The following is a 24,670-nucleotide window of genomic DNA, read 5'->3' as shown; positions in this document are numbered from 1 at the left end:
AATCAAATAATTTAGCAAAAGCCACCCTCGAGGTGGCTTTTGTATTTTCTTTACTTACCTTTGCGAGGTATGAATACATTACAGTTTTCTTTTATAATTCCTGTATATAATAGACCGGAGGAGGTAGATGAACTCTTAATGAGTTTTACTACTCAAGAAGGCGATATTTCATTTGAAATTGTGATTGTCGAGGATGGTTCTAATCTAGATTGTAAACACATCATCAATAAATATCACAATCAGTTAGAGATTTCATATTACTATAAAGAAAATTCGGGCCCTGGAGATTCTAGAAACTTTGGTATGAAAAAAGCGAAAGGAAATTATTTTATCATCTTAGATTCTGATTGTTTATTACCACCTCAGTACCTCAATACCGTTTATGCTTATTTATCATCAAATTATGTGGATTGCTTTGGAGGTCCTGACGCTGCGCATGAATCGTTTTCAGATGTACAAAAGGCAATTAATTTTGCGATGACTTCTTTTATTACAACTGGTGGTATAAGAGGCAATGTATCAAATGAAAAATTTCAACCACGTAGTTTTAATATGGGACTGTCTAAACAAGCGTTTGTAGATTCTGGTGGCTTTGGATTAATTCACCCAGGAGAAGATCCAGATTTGTCGATTCGATTGAACAGAATGGGCTATAAAACCGTATTAATTAGAGAAGCCTTTGTGTATCATAAACGACGTATTTCATGGAAAAAGTTCTATCAACAGGTTTATAAATTCGGTTTGGTGAGACCAATACTTAATACGTGGTATCCAACAACCAAAAGATTGACCTATTGGTTTCCAGCTTGCTTCAGTATTGGGTTGCTTGTCTCCATAGTATTACTTTTAGCCAATTTCAGACTACCATTATTCCTTTACGGTATTTATTTTTTGTTGGTTTTCATATTGGCTTTTGTTTCAACACGAAGTTTGAGAGTGGCTGTTAAGTCTATTTTAGCTATTTTTATTCAGTTCTTTGGTTATGGGTACGGGTTTTTAAAATCAACAATAGCCATTGATTTTTTTAAGAAAGATCCTGAATCGCGATTTCCAAAATTATTTTTTAAACATGCGAACTAATTTTAAATCATATGTGTTACGGTCAATAAAAAACAAAAAACTAAATGTTTTTGGATTGTTTGTACTGATTTCATTTTTAATATTAGTCATTACTAAACTTTCAGAAACGTATGTTGAAACTATCCCGTTTTCTATAGAATATAAAAACTTACCTGAAAACACCATTATTACCTTAGATAGCATGCCTAAGATTAATGTTACACTTTCAACACATGGCTTCAAATTATTATCGTATTATTTTAACGACAAGACCTATCAGATAGATTTTAAAAGCAGTTCTAAGATAAATAACACAACATACCTTTGGTTGGCAGAAAAGGGCGCCTATGACCTAAAACAGCAGCTAGGTCAATCGGTTAATATAGTTTCTATTAAACCCGATAGTATTTTGTTTCCTTATGGCACGCTTAGTGAAAAAATGGTCCCAGTAATGTTGAAGGCTAATATTAATTTTGTTGACGGTTATGATTCTTTAGAGGGTTTTGAGCTTATTCCAGATTCCGTAAAATTAATAGGTTCTGAAAGTGAAATTGCTAAAATAGATTATATTGTAACCAGGGATATAGTCCTTAATGATATAAAAGAAGACTTGAATGCATCTATTAATCTAGAGCTTTCAAATGCATCTGAGCGCTTAAAACTTTCAGAAGAAACCGTTAGGCTTAAGGCTAAAATTGAGAAATTCACAGAAGGGACTTTTGAAATTCCCGTAACCATTTTAAATAAGCCCGATAATGTTGAGCTAAATTATTTCCCAAAGCTTATTAAAGTATCCTATTATCTCAGTCTTAAGGATTTTAAATTGGTAAAGCCCCATGACTTTAAAATTGAATGTGATTACAACGACATTGTCGATTTAAAGGTCTCTTTTTTTACACCAAAATTATTAGTTAATTCTAACACAGTGAAGTCTGCTGAGCTCAAGCAGAATAAAGTGGATTATATAATTGTGAAATGATAGTAGTAGGACTTACAGGTGGTATCGGAAGCGGCAAAACAACCGTAGCATCATTCTTTAAAGAACTTGGTGTCCCAATTTATATAGCCGATGTTGAAGCAAAAGCACTAATGATAAGGTCTAAAGTTATTAGGCGAAAATTAATTGAGCTTTTTGGTGATGACGTCTATATTGGTGATGACATCAACAAGCCTTTGATTGCATCAAAGATATTTAAAGACAAGGACTATTTAAACAAAATGAACGCCATCGTGCATCCCAAGGTCGCTTCTCACTTTAGGCGTTGGTTAAAGAAACAACATGCAGCCTATGTGATTAAAGAAGCTGCTATTATATTTGAGCATCACAAAGAATCTGAATATGATGTTATCATTACAGTAACTGCAGAGGTAGAAGAACGCATAGCAAGGGTCATTAAGCGTGACCATTCAAACAGAGCGAAAATAGAGGCGATACTGAATAATCAAATGAGTGATGCTGAAAAAATAAACAAATCTCATTTTGTTATTGTCAATGATAATCTAGAACACACCAAAGAACAAGTACTAGAAACGCACCAGTTAATCATGGAAAAAATCAAAAAACATAAATTTTAACATATTTGTTAATGTAAGGTTAAACACTAATATTTCTAAATGTTAAAATGTTAAATTTGACTGATGGGCAAAAAGCTATTCATTTTATTGGTGGTTTTGATGAGTTTATCACTCATTGGCATCATCTTCGTTCAAGCATTTTTTATTAATAATACTTTAAAAAACGAAGAGAAACAGTTTACTTTAAATGTTAAACGTTCTCTTATTTCAGTTTCTAAAGCTATTGAAGATAAAGAGCTTCTTAGTTATGATAGACTATATAAAGAAGCTTTAAAAAATGGTCGAAATCCTGATACAAGTGAAATCAAACATCTATTGATTTTTGATTCTTTTGATGAAGAGACTAATCAGGCCATTCGATTTAAAAATGCGATTTCCGAAGAGAGTTTTAAAGTGCCGTCCTTGTTCTTTGACATTGGTACAGATAGTATAAACATTAGTCGTTTCACCAATATAAGTGAAACGAAAGTGTTTGAACGCAATACTATAGATGGAAAAATTAATTTAGACCCTATTAAGACCTATCGAGATTATAATACGATGGATGAATTAGGAAGAAGGCACTACAAAGAAGGTTATAGGCGTGTCTATAAAAATTATCCAGTTTATAAACGAATTAAAAATGAAGAGGTGTCTGAGTTATTAGAATCTCAATTTGAAAGTAGTGGTATTAATACGGCTTTTGAATATGCGATTTATGATAAAGACCTTTCGACTAAAATTCAATCTGATAATTTTGATTTGAATATTAAATCGACCATGGGAATTCCTGTTTTTGTGGATAATGAGAATAACAGTGATTTTACACTCTATGTTGATTTTCCAGAACGTCGAAAATATTTATTGTCGTCGATATTAGGCATGATTGTGTTATCAATTGTGTTTACATCTATTATAATTTTAGCGTATTCTAGTGCGATTTATCAGTTAATAAAGCAGCGTCAGATCTCTCAAATTAAAACAGATTTCATTAATAATATGACACATGAGTTTAAGACACCAATAGCGACTATTAATCTAGCCTTAGACTCTATTAGAAACCCTAAAATTATAGGAGATCAGGAAAAAGTCATGCGTTATTTAAGAATGATTAAAGATGAAAACAAACGTATGCATGCTCAAGTAGAAAATGTATTGCGAATTTCAAAACTTGAAAAAAACGAGCTCAATATTAGTAAGGAACGTATAAAACTCCACGACTTAATAAGTGATGCTGTTAGTCATGTTGGGTTGATTGTAGAAGATAGAAAAGGTTATGTGAAGACGCATCTTAATGCAGATAAGTCTTCTGTTTTAGCCAACGATACACACTTTACAAATGTGATTGTTAATATTTTAGATAATGCCATTAAATATACAGATGGTGTTCCTAAAATAGATGTTTATACTGAAAATATAGGAAATAATATATTGCTTAAAATTTCAGATCAAGGAAGTGGAATGACAAAGCAAGTTCAAAAGCGTGTGTTTGAAAAATTCTATAGAGAGCACACAGGAAATGTACACAATGTAAAAGGCCACGGTTTAGGTTTGGCTTATGTTAAACGAATAGTAGATGACCATCAAGGTCATATTTCAGTAGAGAGTGAAAAAGGAAAAGGTAGCACGTTTACAATAAAACTACCATTAATATCATAAATTATGGAAGAGCAAAATAAGAAAATATTATTAGTTGAAGACGATCCAAACTTCGGAACCGTTTTAAAAGATTATTTAAACATGAACGACTATGATGTGGTTCATGCGAAAAATGGAATGGAAGGCTTTGAGAAATTTAAAAAGGATGATTATGATCTATGTATTTTAGACGTGATGATGCCTTATAAAGATGGGTTTACGTTAGCTAAAGAAATAAGAGAAAAGAATACAGACGTACCTATTATCTTTTTAACTGCAAAAGCGATGAAAGAAGATGTGCTAAAAGGCTATAAAGTAGGTGCAGATGATTATTTGAACAAACCGTTTGACAGTGAAGTGCTTCTAATGAAAATTAAAGCAATCATGCAACGCAAAGCGACAGATACAATTGCTGATAGTAAGCAATTTGAATTTAAGATTGGTAAATTTGATCTGAATTCTAAATTACGCTTTTTAAAATTTGATGGGAAAGATCCTATTAAATTATCACCTAAGGAAAATGAGTTATTACGGATGCTTGCACTTCATGAAAATGATTTGATGCCTCGGGAACTAGCATTAACTAAGATTTGGCGTGATGATAATTATTTTACATCTCGAAGCATGGATGTGTATATTGCCAAATTGAGAAAGTATCTCAAGTTAGACCCTAAAGTTGAAATATTAAACATCCATGGTGAGGGCTTTAGATTAGTCGTGAATCAAGACGCATAATTTTCAAATAGACATAAAAAAAAGCCAATCATTATGATTGGCTTTTTGCTTTAAAAAAATATCGAAAATTATATAACTTTTACGTTAATTGCGTTCAATCCTTTTTTTCCTTCGGTTAATTCAAATTCTACCTCATCTCCTTCACGAACTTCATCGATTAAACCTGAAATGTGTACAAAGTGTTCTTTGTTGTTTCCTTCTTCTGTGATAAATCCAAATCCTTTAGAATCGTTGAAGAATTTTACTATTCCTTTACTCATAATATATATTAAATTATTTAAGCTGCAAATTTAGTATTAATAAACTAAAAACAAGCTTTTTTTTGTTTTATTTTAAAATTAGTGCTTTATGAGGTCTTTATGTCACGCTCAATACGTGCGATAATATCACTAATTTTGGTGTCCCAATTAAACCATAACGTACTGTCATTCTTTTTGAACCAAGTCAGTTGCCGTTTGGCAAAACGACGTGTATTCTTTTTGATTTCTGAAACTGCAAACTCCAAATCCCATTCCCCATCTAAATAGTTGAATAACTCTTTATATCCAACGGTATTTAATGCGTTTAAATGCTGTTTTGATTTCAGAGATTTCACTTCGTTTAATAATCCTTCAGTCATCATTTGGTCTACACGCCTATTAATTCGGTCATAAATAATAGAGCGTTCAGCTGTTAAGCCAATTGTTAGTGTTTTGAAATCTCTAGTTGCAATGTTGTTATCAAGGAATGATGAATAGGGGTGTCCACTCGCGATACAGATTTCTAAAGCTCTAATGACGCGGTGCGGATTATCAATTGCAATAGTTTGATAACTAAGAGGGTCTAACTCTTTTAATTGCTCCTGTAGGCGTTGAAGCCCCTTAACTTGAAACCGCTCATTGAGCGCTTCTCGTATGGACGGATCTACTTCTGGAAATTGATCAAGTCCATGCGTAACTACTTTGACATATAAGCCAGATCCACCAACCATGACCACCACATTATTAGTTTTAAATAATTCAGTTAATACATTGATAGCATCGTTTTCAAAAGCACCTACATTGTAATGTGTTTCAACAGATATATGCTTAATGAAATGATGTGGTGCACTTGACAATTCTATTGGAGTAGGAGCAGCAGTACCAATTTGCAGTTCTTTATAGAATTGCCTTGAGTCTGCAGAAATAATTTCGGTTTTAAAATGTTGAGCGAGTTGTATGCTAAGTGCTGTTTTTCCAATAGCAGTAGGTCCTACAACTGATAAGAGTACTTTAGTCATGATGTAATTCGCAACCGCATTTAAAGCAGAATTTGGAGCCATCCTGATGTTGTTCAGAAAGGCAATTGACGCAACATTGTGTGTTGAGATGCACATTTTTTAATTGCTCATGCTCTTCATCCAAAACTTTATTTTTTTCGTCACCACCAGCAGTTGCTTTGGTGTATTCTGCAGAGACTATTCCTGTAGGAACAGCAATGATACCATAACCCAAAATCATGATTAAAGCGGCTATAAACTGACCTACTGGTGTTTGAGGAGCAATATCACCAAAACCTACAGTTGTAAGCGTAACAATACACCAATACACACTTTTTGGAATATTTGTAAATCCGTTTTCTTCACCCTCCACCAAATACATGATAGTACCAAAAATAACAGAGGCAATAATTACAGCGAATAAAAACACGGCAATCTTTGCTCTACTGGCCTTGATTGCATTGGCTAATTGATTTGAAGCACCTAAATAGCGTGCCAGTTTTAAGATTCTGAATACACGTAATAATCGCAATGCACGCAATGCAACTAATGCATGTGAACCTGCTAGAATCAATGAAAGGTACTTCGGAATTGTAGATAATAAATCTATGACTCCATAAAAACTAAGAATATACTTAAATGGTTTTTTTACTGTAACAATGCGCGCTATGTACTCTATTGAAAACAAAATAGTAATGACCCATTCTGAAATATTTAAAAAGGTGTGATATTTCGCGTCAAAACTACTAACGCTCTCCAGCATCACAAGAATAATACTCGCTAGAATGGCAATAAGAAGAATAACATCAAATAACTTACCAGCAGGTGTGTCTGCTTCATAAATAATTTCATGAAGTTTGTCTCTCCAGTTGGACTTTGTGATTTTTAAACTCATTACCTCAAAAATACTAAAAACTTTACTGTTTCTTCTCTAATACAATTAGAGAGTTGTTTTGGATTTCAATAACGGTTGACATTTTTATGAGTTCTTATCAAATATCACGCTAGAAATTGATGAAGAAACTCTTATTTGTCTTTGTTTTTATAAAGAAATCGTTTTTACTCGTTTGTTTCGTCTCAAGTAACTCTGAATAATGTGCTGTGTATCTCTATTGTTTTCCATAGGAGTAATAATCGATTCCAGTACTTCGATATTATTTATTTGATGGTTGAGATCGTAGAAACCTAAGCCCTTGAAGATGCCATTTTCAATATAGATGACACTTTTTTCATCGATATCTCTTCCTTGGTCTATAATCACCATATTTTTATTATCATAGCTATTTTTTACTATCAATTCTTGAACACGCTTGTTATAGACGTCGGCAGGTTCTTCATTGATGCACGCACCATTACAGCTTTTAATGGTGTAATTGAAACAATTCGATTTTGTTGGGTATAAACCAGTGAGTTTTTGACAGAGTTCATAAGTTTCAACTATTCTGAACATAAAGCTTTTTGCGCTTTGCATGTTACTAAACGTCGTTATGGGTTTTTCTGTAATGTTTGTCTTGTTAATTTGTAAATTGAGATACCCGTTGTCATCTTTAAAACTATATAAGCCGTGAGTGAATGTGGTTCTTCGCAATGCTCGGTTATAAAGTGGTTTATTGCGTTTAATCTCTTCACTTTCTTTTAACAAGGCTACAAGTTCACTTCCAGTAGATTCATAGGTCACTGATTTTGCTATGAGTTGTATTTTTTTAGATTTTGTACTGTTATTTGTAAAGTGTTGATTGATACGGTGCTTAATGTTTTTACTCTTTCCTATGTATATGATGTCACCATTTTCGTCATGTATGTAATACACTCCTGTAATCGCAGGTAAAGCATCTATAATAGTTTTATGTGTTTCATTTAAACGTTTAATAATTTCAACCTTGATATTGTCCTTTATAATACGTTTTGACAAATCCTTACTCAAAAGCATTTTAAACAATTTAACAGTAGCCATTGCATCGCCATTAGCCCGATGTCTATCGCTCACTGGAATACCAAGGGCTCGGGTTAATTTCCCTAAACTATAAGACGCCTGTCCAGGGATGAGTTGTTTAGAAAGCTCAACCGTGCACAATGTTTTTCTTTTAAATCCGAAGCCTAAACGTTTGAATTCAGTCCTCAGTATTCTATAATCAAATTGGGCATTGTGTGCTACGATAATGCAGTCTTCAGTGATTTCAACAATACGCTTGGCTACCTCATAAAATTTGGGTGCACTTTTAAGCATATTACTATTAATCCCTGTGAGATTAACCACAAAGGGTTGGATGTCTCGTTCTGGATTCACTAGGCTTATGAATTTATCAACTACTTTATGACCGTCAAATTTGTAGATAGCGATTTCAGTAACACCTTCTTCATTGTATTTTCCACCAGTGGTTTCTATGTCAATTATTGCGTAAATAGGGTTGTAGTTTTAGTTTGAATAATTACGACTTCCAAAGATACTACTTCCTACCCGAATCATAGTGCTTCCACAGTCAATTGCTAATTGATAATCCCCACTCATTCCCATACTTATGGTTTGAAGTGAGTCGTCAATGGTACGAAGTTCCTCAAAAGTAGCTTTCAGTTTGTTAAATTCTTGTTCAATTTGTTTGGTGTCATCTGTAAATGTCGCCATTCCCATTACACCGGTGATACTCACGTTTTTTAATTCAGAAAATTCTTCCGAACTCAATAATTCTTTAGCATCTGTTGGATGCATTCCAAACTTACTATCTTCTTCAGCTATTTTAATTTGAAGCAAGCAATTAATAGTTCTATCGTGCTTCTTGGCCTGTTTGTTGATTTCTTTTAGAAGTTTTAAACTATCCACACCGTGTATTAAACTGATAAACTCAGCCATATACTTGACCTTATTGCGTTGCACATGACCAATCATATGCCATTGTATGTCCTTTGGCATTTGCTCATGTTTATCAACCATTTCTTGGATTTTATTTTCACCAAAAACACGTTGTCCGGCATTGTAGGCTTCCATCAAATCAGAAACAGGTTTTGTTTTTGAAACAGCAACTAAGGTGACATGGCTGGGTAGTTGGGCGCTTATATTTTTTAAACTTTCTGTAATATTCATTTTAAAATTCATAAATGGTAATTCCGCTTCTTAATTTTGGAAGGATATAAGTGCTCTTTGGAGGCATTTTCAACCCTTCATCTGCGATTTGTTTTATTTGATTTACTGTGGCTGGACACATACCGAAACCAACTTCAAATTCGCCACTATCTACACTGCTTTTAATAGTAATCATCTCATGTCTACCGTTCACATATTCTATACGGTTATCATTTCTTAAATCTTCAATACCTAGAATTGGTTTTAAGATGGTTTGATATAATAATTGGGCGTCTAATTGATCTAAAGCGGTTTTGAACTTGTAATTCGCTTTACGTAGATATAACGAATAAAACTCACCATCTAAATACATGCTGAAATGATGTGGTTTTGAAGGATGGTAAGGCATTGTACCTCTATTCTCAATGCGGTATATAGCATCTAATCGAATTAAAAATTCTTCCTTTGTCAAACCATTTAAATCCTTGATCAATCGGTTGAATTCATGAATGACTAAATCAGATTCAGGAATTAAATACGACATAAAAAAATTATAGGACTCACTACCGTTGTGATTTGGATTTGAGGCTTTTTCGTCTTGATATAATAAATTCGAAGAGGACGATCGGTGATGGCCATCAGCAATGTAAACCGTTTTCATATCTTCAAACTCATTTTGTATTCTAGCTATAGCATCATCGTCATCTAATCGCCACAAGTAATGCGTGTCTTTATAGGTCATGGTAAATTCAAATTCAGCATGACCTTTCTGAGCTTCTTTGATAATTCCTGAAATTACCTCGTTATCAGGATAGGTAAGAAGCACAGGTTCTGCATTAAAACCTACAGTTTGTAGGTAGTTTTTAAAGGTTTGTTCTCTTTTAGCGATGGTGTCTTCATGTTTTTTGATGACATCATTTTCATAATCTTCAGCGCTAGTGGCTGCAATTATGCCGTTGAATTCTTGTCCGTGCCTATTGATAATTTTATAGACGTAATATGATGGTTTATCATCTTGAATAAACACACCATCTTCTTTAAATTCTAAATAGCGATTTTTAACCAGTTTGTAGCGTTCATCACCAGTAATGACTTTATCATATTTATATCCAGGATTAACAATGTGCAAAAAACTATAAGGGTTATAGTCCATTCGGGATTCTCGTTCGTAAATGGTATAACTCTGATATGGGCGTGCAGCAACTAAGCCAACAACGGCTCTAGTAGGTCTTACTGCTTTAAATGGAATTACTTTTGCCATATTTGAATGATTAAAGTTCGAGCATTTATGGCTTAAAACTAATTATGCCATCAGTACCATTATTTATTTAGAGAATTGTTTGGCCACGTGCTCCGCTTTTCTGCTTTCTGAATAATCATAGAATCCTTCACCAGATTTTACACCTAATTTACCAGCTCTAACCATATTAACGAGTAAAGGGCAAGGTGCATATTTTGGGTTTTTGAAGCCGTCATACATGACATTTAAAATAGATAAACACACATCTAAACCAATAAAATCGGCTAGTTGTAATGGGCCCATTGGGTGAGCCATACCTAATTTCATTACGGTATCAATTTCGTCAACACCAGCAACGCCATTGTATAAGGTTTCAATAGATTCATTAAGCATTGGCATTAAAATACGATTGGCAACAAATCCAGGATAGTCGTTGACTTCAGTTGGTACTTTACCTAAAGTTTTAGATAATTCCATAATTGTATTTGTTACCTCATCACTCGTATTATAGCCACGAATAATTTCTACCAATTTCATAATAGGTACTGGATTCATGAAGTGCATCCCAATAACCATTTCAGGGCGAGACGTCACTGCCGCAATTTGTGTTATCGAAATGGAAGAGGTGTTACTGGCCAAAATAGTGTCATCTGGACACGCCTCATCTAATTGCTTGAATATTTTTAATTTTAAGTCAATATTTTCAGTAGCCGCCTCTACAACCAAACTGGCATATTCGACACCAGCTGCAATACTCGTGAATGTTGAAATATTATCTAAGGTAGTTTGCTTATCTGCTTCGGAAATTTTTTCCTTAGCAACCATACGGTCTAAATTTTTCGCTATTGTATCCATTCCTCGTTTTAAAGAGGCTTCGCTAATATCAATGAGTTGTACTTTAAATCCAGATTGAGCAAAGGTATGTGCAATACCATTTCCCATAGTACCTGCACCAATGACTGCAATATTTTTCATATCAATGTTATTTGTTCTTCCTAGTAAAAGGAAGGTTTAGTTATTATGTTTTTTAATTATTCGTTGACTTTGTTAAACTTAAAAAATAAAGCATAACACATCGTAGTTAGGACAAGCACAAACGATATAATCCAACCATACGATTCGTTTTGAAGATTGTCATAATCTAAATCGGTTAGTTTTAACACCAACAGAATTGTTGTGACCAATATTGTAGAAAGTACATATCTTCTATCCATACTTTTTGTTTTAAAACTGATCAATTATCATGGTGGCTACTCTTAAGGCTTCGGTGCCATCATGAAGTGTTACAATAGGAGTGGTCTTATTGTTAATTGCATCGGCAAAGGTTTCTAATTCATCCAAAATAGCATTGTTATTTGCAACGTCAGGATTATCAAAATAGATTTGCTTTTTAATGCCTTCAGCATTTTGTAAAATCATGTCAAAGTCACCAGGTTGTTCTGGTGCATCTTTCATTTTTACCACTTCACATTTCTTTTCTAAGAAATCTACAGAGATGTAAGCATCTTTTTGAAAGAAACGCGTCTTTCTCATATTCTTTAAAGAAATACGACTAGCGGTAAGATTAGCTACACAGCCATTTTCAAATTCAATTCGTGCATTAGCAATATCTGGAGTGTCGCTTATCACTGAAACCCCACTTGCAGATACCACTTTTACATTCGACTTTACGACGCTTAATATAATATCGATATCATGAATCATCAAGTCTAAAACTACAGGAACATCGGTGCCTCTCGGATTAAATTCGGCAAGCCGATGAGTTTCGATAAACATAGGATTGTTAATCTGATCTCTCACAGCGATGAATGCTGGGTTAAATCGTTCAACATGCCCTACTTGCCCGCGAATATTATGTTCTGCTAATAATTCTCTGATGTGTTCAGCCTCTTCAACCGTATTGGTGATTGGTTTTTCTATGAAAATATGTTTGCCCTTAGCAATAGCCTTTTTGGCACAATCATAATGAGATAGGGTTGGTGTGACAATGTCTACCATATCTACCGCATCTATGAGAGCTTCAATCGTATTAAAGTATTTATAACCAAATTCTTCTTCTACTTTTTTAGCATTTCCTTCATCGGCATCATAGAATCCAACGAGCTCATATTTTTCAGATTGACTAAGAAGTCTTAAATGAATTTTCCCCAGATGACCAGCACCGAGTACACCAGCTTTTAGCATTGTTTTTCGTTTTTAACAAAAATAAGATTTTCACAGTTTATTTGGGTGAATTTTGCAAGAAAATATCGGACAGATACTTTAGTTAATAAAACCATTGAAATTAACTTTCAGTATATAAATGTTTGGATTATTTTAGCATTTAAACTTAACTACTTTGAAAGACACGCTTAAACATCAAGGACTACGTCAGCAATTAGTGGCGACCATTAAGGCCAAAGGGATAACCAATGAAAAAGTGATTGATGCCATAGGTAAAATACCTAGACATCTTTTTATGGATTCGGGATTTTTAGGTCATGCTTATCAAGATAAAGCATTTCCTATTGCTGCCGATCAAACCATATCTCAACCTTATACCGTCGCATTTCAAACAGAATTATTACAAGTTAATCCTGGGGATAAGGTTTTAGAGATTGGTACGGGAAGTGGTTACCAAACTGCGGTATTATGTGAATTAGGAGCTAAAGTGTTTAGTGTTGAAAGGCAGCATGAACTTTATAAGAAAACCAGTAAGTTTTTACCTAAGTTAGGGTATAGGCCAAAGAAATTAATATTTGGGGACGGGTATATAGGGCTAGAAGATGAAGCGCCTTTTGATGGCATCATTGTTACAGCCGGTGCTCCATTTGTGCCTAAACCATTATTGAGTCAATTAAAAATTGAAGGTCGCTTAGTAATACCTGTTGGTGAGGATGTTCAGATTATGACTTTGTTTATTAGAAAAGGACAAAAAGAATTTGAGCAACATGAATTTGGTGAATTTCGTTTTGTACCCTTATTAGAGGATAAGAATTAATGGTATTACTCTGATACAATGACAATTGTCTGTTGCTTATCCTTGGGTTGCTTTATTCTTACCTGGATGCGTGTATAGTTCCAATAATTATTTAGTTTATCGGCCTTAAAATCCATTCGTGCTTTTCCTTTACTGCCAATAATTCTGATTGAAGACCTTACATAACTGTTATCTTTTGCATACTCTACAGCACCTTCTAAAATAGCTAGTTTGTTTATGGGTTCAATAGTTCCTATAATTGCAATAACACTATCGTTTTCTCGAACTTTAGCCAACGCGTCTTTATAAAGAGCAGTATCTGTATAGGCTTTGGTGATGTTGGCTGCTGTAGGGCTCATCCCAAGGTTAAAAATAGCAATCAGTCCTAAAATGGTAAATATTGATGAGATTAACCATTTTCTATGACGTTGCCACCAGCTTTTACGTTTAAATTCTGCTGTATTCACTCTGTAATTTAATTTTTCGGAAGGTATGATTCAGGAATTGGATTCTCCTGTGTTTCCTGTTGCCAATAGATATTGATGATCCACCAACGTTTGCCATCATGCAATAATTGTATACTATTAATTCCTCGCATAAAAGGTTCGGTATCAGACTTGCTTCTGTAGGATTCGTATGTGCTAAATACCTGTGTAATATTTCCGAAGGTGTTGGTGTTTCGGTGAATTTCAACTTCATGAAATCCGTTCTCAACAAGCCATTTACCCGCACTTTCAATATAGCCCTCTGGTGTTAAATAAGTCGCGTTATATGCGCTGTTTTCAGACAGACCCGTTGGAATGAGTTTCGCATCTTTATGAAATAAATATCGAAATTTATCCCAGTCACGGGCTTCGCCTTTGTCTCCAGAAATAACACCATATAAAGTTTCTAAAGTGCTATCTAGACTTATAACATGTTTTGAGTAATCGAGCTGTTTTTGTGCTACAGCAGAGGCACTTACCAGCAGTAAAAGCAGTATTATTTTTTTCATGATTTCAGTTATTAAAAGAATTTTAAACCAAACAAAATGGCATCGCTTTGAAATCCGTTTTGATATGAACGCACATAGTCTAATCGTAAAAATCGAAATTTACCCCAGCCAATATTATCCAATCCAATCGTATATTCTTGATATGGAGAATTGTCTGGAGTAGCTAGAGAATGAGCTCCAACTATGAGATTAAAGTTAAGCTTTTTTAATAAAGGAACCCTTCCAAGGAGAAAACCATTAAAATCGTGTTCAGCATGCATCTCTAAATACGAATCATTTGTACTTGCAGCATAGTATGGTAAATTATTAAAGACATTTAGATATGATCCTGATCCAATTTGTGTTTGATTTCCATTGAAATGTTGGAAATCCATGAATGCAATATCGTCACCATTAAAAAATTTACCGGCTTTAATATTATATTGAAAACGACCTTTGTCCGCAATATTAAGGCCTTGTGTTATGCGTAGTTTCACCTGATCAAAATTATAATTATCAATGGATGAAGAGAATCCCTTTTCATAGCCTAAAATGACGGTTGGATACTTGCCATTTGGAATATTAATTTTTCCGTCAGGGTAGCTCAAATAATTTTGTGCAAAGTTGATACGAGCGGTAAGATTGAATTTCATGATGTTATGTGTATCAAAAGGGGCAACACCAAAAGCTGTTTCATCTATGGGGTTATTGCTAGTATACATTTTGTCTTCTTTAGGATACCATGCTTGATCGGTTGTATTAAAAAGGGCTTGACGTCTTTGATAGCCTATGCTTGCATTGAATCTGAACCCGTTGAACAGCTCATTTGAATATGCAGCTTGAACATAACTATTTTCATAGATTTTCATATAATTTTCTTCAGAAAACAAAGAAAACCCAGTATTCAAACTTTTTGAAATTGGATTACTTGCATTGAATTGTTGTGTTGTTACCCCTCCTGATAGCGTTAAAAAAGGTCTACTTTTATTATTGAATTTATAAGTTGCTGCTACTGTACCGCGCAAACGATCATCGCTAAAGCCATAATTTATATTTCCTCTAATAGATATATATCGCTCGTAATCATTAAAACCTTTGGTGTAAAATGCGCCAATATTAGCATTCCATCCTTGAACTGTATTAAAGCTAATAGCTTCAATAGGGGAGCTAATTCCTACATTCCAACTTTCATAAGAGTTGGAGTAGGTATAGCCACCAAGAATATCACCTAATTTAAACGTATTGGAGACTCGATCTACAGAGTCTTGATAGGTTTTAGATTCTCTAACAATTTGAATGCTGTCTTTTTTTACATAGTCTGTGATTTCTTCAATGGTTAAAGGAACAGGTCTGATGGTATTCCAAAATGTGGAATCTTTTTTATTGGCTTCATCAGCGAAAGACACGATTTCTCGTGTAAAGTTTTTACGAGTGATTTCAGGATTTAACTCATAGTTGCTATATACTGCAGTAAAACGCCCATCACCTTTAATTCCGAATAATCCATATTTAAAATCGATATTTTGAGAAATTTTCGCCCAGATACTGTCGGTTTCAGAGAAGGAAAAATTTTGAGTAATTGTAATTTTGTCCACTGCTGGAATTCGAGCCTGAATACCAGTAAGGTCTAATTCTGCAGCATATATTGTCCATTGGTCTTCGACGATATAAATATAACCTTCAAAAACAGGGTCATTGGGGCGTCTTGGCGTCACTTTTATTTTATTGATAAGGTGGGCTCTATCGTCATAAAAAACACCTTCAAGTTGATATTTATAATATCCGAACGCATTATTGGCAATTGGTGTAATAATCTGGTTTCCAATTTCAACCGTATTGTTATAAAGGTCAAAGTTTACATCGATGGCATTATTGAAACTAAAGCCATTATCATCGCCACTTACTTTAGAGGCAAGAATCTTTTCTTTAAGTTTATTAGGTCTTAAAAACTCTAATTTCGATATGGTTTCAGATAGGTATATTACACCGCTTCTTGAAGAATCTAAACCGCCACCTAAATCTCCAACTTCAGCACCTAAAATTTTCTCAGGAGCATCTTTAATACGAATCAATCCACGAGAATAGAAATCGGATTTATAGCTTTTTATTTTGTCTTGGTTTTCCTTTCGCTTTGCTACGGCTTTTCGAATGATAATATTTGCCGGATTTTCTTCCGCATTAATAACGACTTCGTTTAAGGAGATTTCTTCGTCTGTTAATAAGGCGTCTAGAGTGTATGGAAAACTCTGAATATCGACATTTTTTTTGACCGTTTTATAACCTAAAAACTGAAAAACAACGACATAAGTGTCAGGGGTATTCACGTTAAGTTCATAATATCCATCTTCATTGCTTGTCGTGCCTTTATATGTGTTTTCAATATAAATATTTACAAAGGGTAGAGGTTCATTTTTACTATCGGTTACCGATCCTTGAATTTGAGCAAATGCTATAAATGAACATAAAAATGTAAATGCTGATAGTAATCTTGTTTTCATAGCTAATGGATTGATTTTATAGTATAGACACAAATTTTTACAAAAAGATTGCCTGTGAATGGTCAAACATAGACATTTAATCAACTGACAATTGTTAAACAATCATAAATAAAACTAAGCTAATTGTTAAATATTTTCTTACAATATTGATTTTGAGACAGAGACTATTTGTAGATTTTCTTAATCCGATCGAGGTTGCGTTTATTGTCGCGATCTTTAAGGGTTTCGCGTTTATCATAGAGTTTTTTACCTTTTCCTAATGCAATTTCTAATTTTGCTAATCCTTTTTCGTTAACGAACAAGCGCAATGGAATGATGGCATTTCCTTTTACATTGACCTCTTTTTCTAATTTTTTAAGTTCTCGTTTGTTCAATAATAATTTGCGTTCAGCTTTGGGTTTATGGTTGTAGTAATTACCAAAGATGTATTCTTGAACCGTCATATTAATTACAAACAATTCACCTCGGTCATTAAATTCACAAAAGCTTTCTGAGATTGAAGCTTTACTGTCTCTAATAGACTTTATTTCTGTTCCAGTTAAAACAATACCAGCCGTGTACGTATCTAAAATATCGTACTCAAATTTTGCCTTTTTGTTCTTTATGTTTACTGGTTTATACATGGAAAACAAAGGTAATTATTTTTCGTAGTTTTACCTGTTATTAAAGCGGTAGTTTTCCGACTTAATGCTGAAAATAGTTAGCCATGAAATATTCGTTATGTATCCTTTTATTCATTTTGCTTTGGAATTGTAATATTTCTAAACCTGAAACACCTTCAGCTGAAAACATTATAAATGAGTCTATTAAGGTTTCTGGAGGCCAGTTATTAGATGCTTCAATACTACATTTCGATTTTAGAAATATGCATTATACGGCAATTCGAAATAATGGAAATTTTGAACTCATGCGTGAATTTGTTGATTCAAGCTCCTCTCATATTTCCAATGTTAAGGACGTTTTAAGCAATAGTGGTTTTCAGCGCTTTGTTGATGGTATCGCTATTCAAGTTGCAGATTCTATGGTTGTGAAGTATTCGGCATCAGTAAATTCAGCACACTATTTTTCGGTCTTACCTTTTGGATTAAATAATAAGGCCGTGAATAAAGAACTACGGAATACAACCGTTATTAATGATGAGGAATATCACACTATTAAAGTGACCTTTGAACAGGATGGAGGGGGAGAAGATTTTGAAGACGTGTTTATGTATTGGGTGCACACAGAAACGGATAAAATCAACTATTTGGCCTATTCATATAACGAGAGTGATGGCAAAGGTGTTCGATTTAGACAAGCTTATAACGAGCGCTATATCGAAGGTGTTCGATTTGTTGATTATAACAATTACAAACCTGAAGAAAGTTTCATTAACTTAACTGAATTACCACAATTATTTGAACTTGGAAAACTAAAACTGTTATCAAAAATAGAACTAGAAAACCTTACATTTAATTAATCGTCAATACCTGATCTATGATGTGGCCATCGGAAATTGTAATAATGTACAAGTTGCCATTATTATTGTCATCAATATCTTGATATTTTTTTATACCTAAAATGGCATTGACAAATGCTGGTGTTGTATTACTATGTCCAACTACTAAAACTGTTTTGCCGTTGGTAGCTTCCGCAAATTCTTCTGAATATAAATTTCGAGGATCGTAGTGCGCAATTTCTAGTTTGTTTTGTTCGGCAGTGGGTAATGCAGTTTGTATGGTACGATTATACTTAGTAGAATAAATAGCATCAAATGTAATATGTTGAAAAACCTCATTCCAGCGCTTTGCTCTTGTTTTTCCAATTTCTGTTAGCTCCGGATTTCTATTACTTTTATCGCTTCTATCTTTTTCGGCATGACGAATTAAATAGTAAGTTGTGGTTGTACGCTCTTTGACTTGTTCTTGAGAAAAAGAAGAGGCGCAGCAAGTAAATACAATGATAAAAGTGAATAGAGATTTCATGAATTGTGCTATTGGTTAGTTTCAAATATACAATTCTCGAACAACTTTAATTGTTCAGTTTAGAAATTCTAGTACTTCGCATCAGAATACTCACCATTAACGATGACTACACCTTTTGAAGTGCCTATTCTGTCTACACCAATTTCAGTATATTTTTTAGCAGTTTCAAAATCACCAATACCACCAGAAGCTTTTATTTTGCAATGGTCTTTAACGGTTTTTTTAATAATTTTCACTGCTGTTAAAGTCGCACCACTTTTTGAAAATCCTGTAGACGTTTTCACAAAATCTACTTTGGCATCAACACAAATTTCAGAGGCTTTGACAATTCCATTTTTAGAGAGTTCACTAATCTCTATAATTACTTTTAACGGTATTTTACCTATAGCAGTTTTTACCTCTTTGATATCTTTAAAGACTTCGACATAATTTTTGCTTTTAAAAACACCCAGATTCATTACCATATCTATTTCATCAGCACCGTCATTTATAGCTTGTTTGGCTTCAAAGACTTTAGCCTCTGTTGAAGATGCTCCCAGAGGAAACCCTACAACCGTGCAAATTTTAACTTTTGAATCTTTAAGTAATTGTTTCGCTAGTGGGACATAGCAGCTATTGACACAAACGGCATAAAACTTATATGTTTTAGCTTGATTGCAATGATCAATAATGTCACGTTCGGTAGCCGTGGCACTCAGGAGTGTGTGATCTATATATGAGTTAATATTCATATTAAAGTAGGCATGTTTTACGTAGGTTCTTGATTTGAGAAGAACCAACGATTGTTATTAACTAATGTAAATTTGGGAATTAATAGCAAGCCAAAGTTAGCAATTAAATCCTATTATCATAATCTTAATTATTAAAGTTTTATTGTCACTTTGTTAAGATTTATGCTACTTTTTAACAAAATAGCCTCTTTTTGAGAGACTTATCTTTCAATATGTAAGAATAATTTAATATCATATCATATAGAAACTTTATAAACTACTTTTACAGCAGTATAATCACTCTGTTTTATCTTGTGTGATGCATAGTTCCATCACTAATGGAGGTAGATTGCTCATAATAAAAGTCTTTAGTTTTATTACTCCAGGCTCTATCTCTGTCATCTAGAATATCACCTCTATGTTTTGTTGTGGTTAGATTTTTATCATCTTGGATCAAGTTATGTATGCCTTTAATAATTTCAATATAGGCGATTATTTTAGTCATAAAAAAAAGCAACGCTCGAATCATTTACATGAAACTTACGTTGCTTTTCACTAACCAACCACTTAAAAGACTGTTATTTCTTTGTTTTGTTACAGCATTTTTTAAATTTCTTCAGATACAAAACTGGCTTCATTTCGAAATACGAGTTGATTGTCAAAGGCATCTAATAAAATGATGCTATCTGTAGTTACTTTTCCTGATAGAATCTCTTTACTCAATGCATTCAAAACTTCTTTTTGAATCACTCGTTTTACTGGTCGCGCACCATATTCTGGATTATAACCTTTTTCAGCTAAGTACGCTATTGCTTCGGGAGTAGCATCAAATGTAATCCCTTGTTTATCAATCATTTTCTGTACACCTTTTAATTGTAGTCCTACAATTTCTTTGATATTGTTTTTAGTTAAAGGTGTGAACATGATGGTATCATCAATTCGGTTTAAAAATTCTGGACGTACACTTTGTTTTAATAACGCTAAAACATCTACTTTTGCAGCTTCCATTGCCGAATTAATATCTTTTGTAGCTCCAAATCGTTCCTGAATAATTTGACTCCCCATATTTGAGGTCATGATGATAATGGTGTTTTTGAAATCTGCCAAGCGCCCTTTATTGTCTGTTAGTCGGCCTTCATCTAACACTTGTAATAAAATATTAAAAGTATCTGGATGGGCTTTTTCAATCTCATCAAGTAGCACTACAGAATATGGTTTACGTCGAACGGCTTCAGTTAATTGTCCGCCTTCATCATAGCCAACATACCCAGGAGGTGCTCCGACCAATCTACTTACGGCATGACGCTCTTGATATTCGCTCATGTCAATTCTGGTCATAGCATTTTCGTCATCAAAAAGGTATTCGGCTAAGGCTTTCGCCAATTCTGTTTTACCAACACCTGTTGTTCCCAAGAATAAGAAAGTACCTACTGGTTTATTTGGATTTTGTAGACCTGCTCTTGAACGTCGTACAGCATCACTCACTGCAGTTATTGCTTCCTCCTGACCTACGACACGTTTGTGCAATTCGTCTTCTAATTTTAAGAGTTTATCACGGTCACTTTGCAGCATTTTAGTCACAGGTATTCCTGTCCATTTAGCTACAACTTCCGCAATATCTTCATAAGTGACTTCCTCTTTGATAAGTGAGCTCTCACTCTGATTTTTCTTAAGATCATTTTGCAACTTCTCGAGTTGTTCTTGAGCGTCTTTGATTTTGCCATAGCGAATCTCAGCTACTTTTCCGTAATCACCTTCACGTTCAGCACGTTCGGCTTCTAATTTATAATCTTCAATATTAGATTTAAAAGTTTGTATATTATCAACGACTTCCTTTTCACTTTTCCACTTCGCATTGATTTCATTGCGTTCTTCTTTGAGATTAGCCAAATCAGCGCGTAAGGCTTTTAATTTGACTTCATCTTTTTCGCGTTTAATCGCCTCAATCTCAATTTCTAGCTGCATGACCTTGCGATCTAAGACATCTAATTCTTCTGGTTTAGAATTAATTTCCATGCGTAATTTTGAAGCGGCTTCATCCATTAAATCAATGGCTTTATCTGGTAGAAATCGGTTTGTTATGTATCTTTCAGAAAGTTCTACAGCCCCAATGATTGCTTCATCCTTAATGCGCACTTTATGATGTGTTTCATATTTTTCTTTTATGCCTCGTAGGATTGAGATAGCGCTTTCTGTATCAGGTTCGTTAACCATAACTTTTTGAAAACGACGCTCTAAAGCTTTGTCCTTTTCAAAATATTTTTGATACTCATCTAGGGTTGTAGCACCAATAGCACGTAACTCACCACGAGCCAATGCAGGTTTTAAAATATTTGCAGCATCCATTGCTCCTTGTCCGCCACCTGCACCAACCAAAGTATGGATCTCATCAATAAATAGTACAATATCACCTTCACTATTGGTGACTTCTTTGATGACTGCTTTAAGCCGTTCTTCAAATTCACCTTTAAACTTAGCGCCAGCGATTAGAGCTCCCATATCGAGAGCATAGATTTGTTTGTCGATTAGGTTTTCAGGGATATCACCATCCACAATTCGATGTGCTAAACCTTCAGCAATTGCGGTTTTACCTGTGCCAGGCTCTCCAACAAGAATAGGATTATTTTTCGTACGACGCGATAAGATTTGTAAAATTCGTCTTATCTCTTCATCACGACCAATAACTGGATCTAATTTACCGTCTTTTGCAAGTTGATTGAGATTTTTAGCGTATTTATTAAGAGAATTATACGTTTCTTCTTGACTTTGAGATGTAACGCGATCGCCCTTACGTAATTCTTCAATAGCGGCTTTAAGGCCTTTTTCGGTGACACCTTGGTCTTTAAGCATTTGCGCTATTTTGCTTTTCGATTTAAAAATAGCAAGAATCAAATGCTCTATAGATACATAATCGTCATTCATTTTTTTGGCAATGATAGAGGCCTCGTTCAGTGTTTGGCTCGCATCGCGCGAAATCATAAGTTCGGCCCCAGATACTTTTGCAAAACTCTCTAGTTGTTTGTCGAGTGTAAGTTTTAGAACGTCGATATTTACATTTAGTTTTTTAAGTAAAAAAGGCAATACGTTTTCATCAACTTCAAAAATGGCTTTAACGATGTGTTCATTTTCTATGTGCTGATGTCCCAAGCTTTGTGCAAGTTGTTGTGCTTGCTGAATAGCCTCTTGAGATTTTATAGTATAATTATTAAAGTTCATATGTATAATCGTTTTTTATGCTGTTATACAACGTTCAGGTCAATAACCTTACCAATGTAATTTGCAACACTTTTAAAGACAAAAAGTCATTCAAATTCTTGGTTTTGAAGACATTTTGTCTGTTTTACTTATAATTTAACAGTTTTATGTGTAGACGTATGGTCTATGTATGGGTTTATATTTAGTAATTTTTAATGGGCAGGACTATTTTTGAAAAAAAACAAGCTATGAGATATTTTTACTTACTATTTATAGTAATCACTTTTCAGTTGCAAGCTCAGGTCGTTCAAGATGATTTTGAAGGTAGTGGTACTATTTCATCTTGGTTTGGTGATAATTGTGGTATGAATCTAAATTTAGTTAATCCTGTTCAACAAGGTATTAATTTGTCAGATACGGTATTAGAGTATCATGATACAGGTGGGCAATATGCTAACGTTCAATTTGATGTTAATACTAATTTTGATTTGTCTGCTAATAATTCTTTTAGTTTAAAAATCTTTATACCATCAAATGGTTTAACAGGAAATCAAACAAATCAGGTGTCTCTTAAACTTCAGAATAACACCTTAACGGATGCATGGACTACACAAAGTGAAATTATCAAACCTGTAACACTAAATACTTGGCAAGAAGTAACTTTTGATTTTGAAAATGATATGTTTATTAATCTCGATCCTACGTCAGTAATTCCATTGCAACGAACAGATTTTAATAGGGTGGTGATTCAAGTGAATGGTGAAGATAATACAGATCATGTTCTGGCCTATATTGATGATGTGTTGAATTTTAATACTGTAAGCGATAACCCAGTTTATGACAACTTAGTTTGGTCAGATGAATTTGATGGTGTTGGAGTTATTGATGATACAAAGTGGTTTCATCAAACGCAACTCATAGCGGGAGATAGCTGGGCTAATGGCGAGCAACAACACTATACTAATCGTATTGACAATTCATTTATGGATAATGGAAGTTTAAAGATTGTAGCAAAAGGCGAGGTTTACAGCGATCAAGGGCAGACAAAAAATTATACGTCGGCGAGGTTAAACTCTAAATTCTCTTTTCAGTATGGTCGAGTAGAGGTACGTGCTAAATTACCTTCTATTGCAGGTACTTGGCCTGCAATATGGCTGTTAGGAAAAAACATTGAAGAAGATGGGACATATTGGGATAATGAAGGTTTTGGTACGACATTTTGGCCTTGGTGTGGTGAGATTGATATAATGGAACCGAATATACCAAAAACTGAAATTTTAGCTACTTGGCACTGGAATAATGGAAGTGGCTATCAATACAATAGCAGCAGTATCCCAACAGTAAATAGTGATACCTCTCAAAATTGGCACATATATGAGTTAGAATGGAGTCCGGATTCTATGAAAATTTATATGGACAATATATTAATCAATCAAATGCCTACTATTAATCCGTTTAATGAAGAGTTTTTTATTTTGCTTAATGTGGCAATGGGTGGTAGTTTAGGCGGTGATATCGTTAATAATTTTGATGAGGACATGATGGAAATAGACTATGTAAGAGTGTATCAACAAAGTCAGTTATCGATAAAAGACTTGAATGCTAATCTTGTAAGTTTTTATCCTAATCCTGTCGAAACGTGGTTGTATGTAGAATTTAATTCGGATACAAGTGACAGCGGAAAATTCCAAGTAGTTGATTTAAGTGGACGTATTATTTCAGAACAAACTATGCTGGTCACTAATAATAAGATGTCATACAATACAGCTGCATTGGATTCAGGTATGTACTTGATGAGAATTGTTACCACAGATGGCGCTAGTAGCACGTTTAAGTTCATTAAGAAATAA

The 24,670-nt window shown here is 34.0% G+C and carries 25 protein-coding genes; 8 read left to right on the top strand and 17 right to left on the bottom strand.

The features are described 5' to 3' along the window. Positions 1-69: 69 nt before the first annotated feature. The 5 genes from BLT57_RS11700 (at position 70) to BLT57_RS11680 (ending at position 4,986) form a co-directional block, all read left to right on the top strand. Positions 70-1,080 (top strand): glycosyltransferase family 2 protein, encoded by a 1,011-nt coding sequence (locus tag BLT57_RS11700; protein ID WP_091425884.1) that lies wholly within the window; start codon positions 70-72, stop codon positions 1,078-1,080. Then, positions 1,070-2,038 (top strand): CdaR family protein, encoded by a 969-nt coding sequence (locus BLT57_RS11695; RefSeq protein ID WP_091425881.1) that lies wholly within the window; start codon positions 1,070-1,072, stop codon positions 2,036-2,038. The genes BLT57_RS11700 and BLT57_RS11695 overlap by 11 nt, the downstream gene beginning before the upstream one ends. Further along, positions 2,035-2,634: a dephospho-CoA kinase gene (coaE, locus tag BLT57_RS11690; protein ID WP_091425879.1), complete on the top strand. Its 600-nt coding sequence runs from the start codon at positions 2,035-2,037 to the stop codon at positions 2,632-2,634. Before BLT57_RS11695 ends, coaE begins: the two co-directional genes overlap by 4 nt. A 63-nt stretch (positions 2,635-2,697) precedes the next feature. Continuing rightward, positions 2,698-4,272: a sensor histidine kinase KdpD gene (locus BLT57_RS11685; protein WP_172827452.1), complete on the top strand. Its 1,575-nt coding sequence runs from the start codon at positions 2,698-2,700 to the stop codon at positions 4,270-4,272. Between the two features lie 3 nt (positions 4,273-4,275). Then, the gene (locus BLT57_RS11680; protein WP_091425877.1) at positions 4,276-4,986 is read left to right on the top strand and encodes a response regulator transcription factor; all 711 of its coding nucleotides are present in this window, start codon (positions 4,276-4,278) and stop codon (positions 4,984-4,986) included. 68 nt (positions 4,987-5,054) lie between these two features. Here the strand turns inward: BLT57_RS11680 and BLT57_RS11675 are convergent, their stop codons facing one another. From BLT57_RS11675 to BLT57_RS11640, 9 genes are all read right to left on the bottom strand, one after another. Further along, positions 5,055-5,246 carry a cold-shock protein gene (locus BLT57_RS11675; protein WP_091425875.1) on the bottom strand — a complete coding sequence of 64 codons (192 nt, stop codon included), beginning with the start codon at positions 5,244-5,246 and terminating at the stop codon, positions 5,055-5,057. An 86-nt stretch (positions 5,247-5,332) separates the two neighbouring features. Beyond that, complete coding sequence (gene miaA / locus BLT57_RS11670; protein ID WP_231928692.1) at positions 5,333-6,286, bottom strand: tRNA (adenosine(37)-N6)-dimethylallyltransferase MiaA; 954 nt, start codon at positions 6,284-6,286, stop codon at positions 5,333-5,335. Beyond that, positions 6,237-7,118: an ion transporter gene (locus BLT57_RS11665; RefSeq protein WP_091425872.1), complete on the bottom strand. Its 882-nt coding sequence runs from the start codon at positions 7,116-7,118 to the stop codon at positions 6,237-6,239. The genes miaA and BLT57_RS11665 overlap by 50 nt, the downstream gene beginning before the upstream one ends. A gap of 147 nt (positions 7,119-7,265) precedes the next feature. Beyond that, complete coding sequence (locus tag BLT57_RS11660) at positions 7,266-8,627, bottom strand: exonuclease domain-containing protein (protein WP_091425871.1); 1,362 nt, start codon at positions 8,625-8,627, stop codon at positions 7,266-7,268. 12 nt (positions 8,628-8,639) lie between these two features. Continuing rightward, complete coding sequence (locus tag BLT57_RS11655; RefSeq protein ID WP_091426784.1) at positions 8,640-9,302, bottom strand: YggS family pyridoxal phosphate-dependent enzyme; 663 nt, start codon at positions 9,300-9,302, stop codon at positions 8,640-8,642. A 1-nt stretch (position 9,303) separates the two neighbouring features. Then, complete coding sequence (locus BLT57_RS11650; RefSeq protein ID WP_091425869.1) at positions 9,304-10,542, bottom strand: DUF1015 domain-containing protein; 1,239 nt, start codon at positions 10,540-10,542, stop codon at positions 9,304-9,306. A 63-nt stretch (positions 10,543-10,605) separates the two neighbouring features. Then, positions 10,606-11,496 carry a 3-hydroxyacyl-CoA dehydrogenase family protein gene (locus BLT57_RS11645; protein ID WP_091425868.1) on the bottom strand — a complete coding sequence of 297 codons (891 nt, stop codon included), beginning with the start codon at positions 11,494-11,496 and terminating at the stop codon, positions 10,606-10,608. Positions 11,497-11,552: 56 nt separating this feature from the next. Beyond that, positions 11,553-11,735, bottom strand: coding sequence for a hypothetical protein (locus BLT57_RS14090; protein ID WP_157717184.1), 183 nt, complete (start codon positions 11,733-11,735; stop codon positions 11,553-11,555). Positions 11,736-11,745: 10 nt separating this feature from the next. Next, positions 11,746-12,705, bottom strand: a complete 960-nt coding sequence (locus tag BLT57_RS11640; protein WP_091425867.1) for a Gfo/Idh/MocA family protein — start codon at positions 12,703-12,705, stop codon at positions 11,746-11,748. A gap of 154 nt (positions 12,706-12,859) precedes the next feature. Between BLT57_RS11640 and BLT57_RS11635 the strand changes: the two genes are divergently transcribed. Next, the gene (locus BLT57_RS11635; RefSeq protein ID WP_091425865.1) at positions 12,860-13,501 is read left to right on the top strand and encodes a protein-L-isoaspartate(D-aspartate) O-methyltransferase; all 642 of its coding nucleotides are present in this window, start codon (positions 12,860-12,862) and stop codon (positions 13,499-13,501) included. Positions 13,502-13,506: 5 nt separating this feature from the next. Here BLT57_RS11635 and BLT57_RS11630 read toward each other — a convergent pair whose 3' ends face one another. The 4 genes from BLT57_RS11630 to smpB form a co-directional block, all read right to left on the bottom strand. Continuing rightward, positions 13,507-13,947 carry a cytochrome c oxidase assembly factor Coa1 family protein gene (locus BLT57_RS11630; RefSeq protein WP_091425863.1) on the bottom strand — a complete coding sequence of 147 codons (441 nt, stop codon included), beginning with the start codon at positions 13,945-13,947 and terminating at the stop codon, positions 13,507-13,509. An 8-nt stretch (positions 13,948-13,955) separates the two neighbouring features. After that, entirely contained in the window at positions 13,956-14,474 is a 519-nt protein-coding gene (locus BLT57_RS11625; protein ID WP_091425862.1) for a hypothetical protein, read from the bottom strand. An 11-nt stretch (positions 14,475-14,485) separates the two neighbouring features. Further along, positions 14,486-16,951 carry a DUF5686 and carboxypeptidase regulatory-like domain-containing protein gene (locus tag BLT57_RS11620; RefSeq protein WP_091425860.1) on the bottom strand — a complete coding sequence of 822 codons (2,466 nt, stop codon included), beginning with the start codon at positions 16,949-16,951 and terminating at the stop codon, positions 14,486-14,488. Between the two features lie 164 nt (positions 16,952-17,115). Beyond that, complete coding sequence (gene smpB / locus BLT57_RS11615) at positions 17,116-17,574, bottom strand: SsrA-binding protein SmpB (RefSeq protein WP_091425859.1); 459 nt, start codon at positions 17,572-17,574, stop codon at positions 17,116-17,118. A gap of 83 nt (positions 17,575-17,657) precedes the next feature. Here smpB and BLT57_RS11610 point away from each other — a divergent pair, with 83 nt between their 5' ends. Then, positions 17,658-18,410 carry a DUF6503 family protein gene (locus tag BLT57_RS11610; protein ID WP_091425857.1) on the top strand — a complete coding sequence of 251 codons (753 nt, stop codon included), beginning with the start codon at positions 17,658-17,660 and terminating at the stop codon, positions 18,408-18,410. Here BLT57_RS11610 and BLT57_RS11605 read toward each other — a convergent pair. The 4 genes from BLT57_RS11605 to clpB all read right to left on the bottom strand — a co-directional run bounded on the left by BLT57_RS11605 (position 18,403) and on the right by clpB (position 22,841). Beyond that, positions 18,403-18,915 carry a phosphoglycerate mutase family protein gene (locus BLT57_RS11605; protein ID WP_091425855.1) on the bottom strand — a complete coding sequence of 171 codons (513 nt, stop codon included), beginning with the start codon at positions 18,913-18,915 and terminating at the stop codon, positions 18,403-18,405. The two genes, BLT57_RS11610 and BLT57_RS11605, sit on opposite strands and share 8 nt — an antisense overlap. A 68-nt stretch (positions 18,916-18,983) precedes the next feature. Further along, positions 18,984-19,646, bottom strand: a complete 663-nt coding sequence (gene deoC / locus BLT57_RS11600; protein ID WP_091425854.1) for a deoxyribose-phosphate aldolase — start codon at positions 19,644-19,646, stop codon at positions 18,984-18,986. A 286-nt stretch (positions 19,647-19,932) separates the two neighbouring features. After that, a complete protein-coding gene (locus BLT57_RS11595; RefSeq protein WP_091425852.1) occupies positions 19,933-20,130 on the bottom strand; it encodes a hypothetical protein in 198 nt (65 codons plus the stop codon). Positions 20,131-20,231: 101 nt separating this feature from the next. Further along, positions 20,232-22,841, bottom strand: coding sequence for an ATP-dependent chaperone ClpB (gene clpB / locus BLT57_RS11590; protein ID WP_091425851.1), 2,610 nt, complete (start codon positions 22,839-22,841; stop codon positions 20,232-20,234). A gap of 227 nt (positions 22,842-23,068) precedes the next feature. Here clpB and BLT57_RS11585 point away from each other — a divergent pair, with 227 nt between their 5' ends. After that, positions 23,069-24,670 (top strand): family 16 glycosylhydrolase, encoded by a 1,602-nt coding sequence (locus BLT57_RS11585; protein WP_091426782.1) that lies wholly within the window; start codon positions 23,069-23,071, stop codon positions 24,668-24,670.

The organism is Formosa sp. Hel1_31_208, assembly GCF_900104785.1.
In the GTDB taxonomy this organism is placed as follows: domain Bacteria; phylum Bacteroidota; class Bacteroidia; order Flavobacteriales; family Flavobacteriaceae; genus Psychroserpens.
This window is presented reverse-complemented; position numbering and strand designations above follow the sequence as displayed.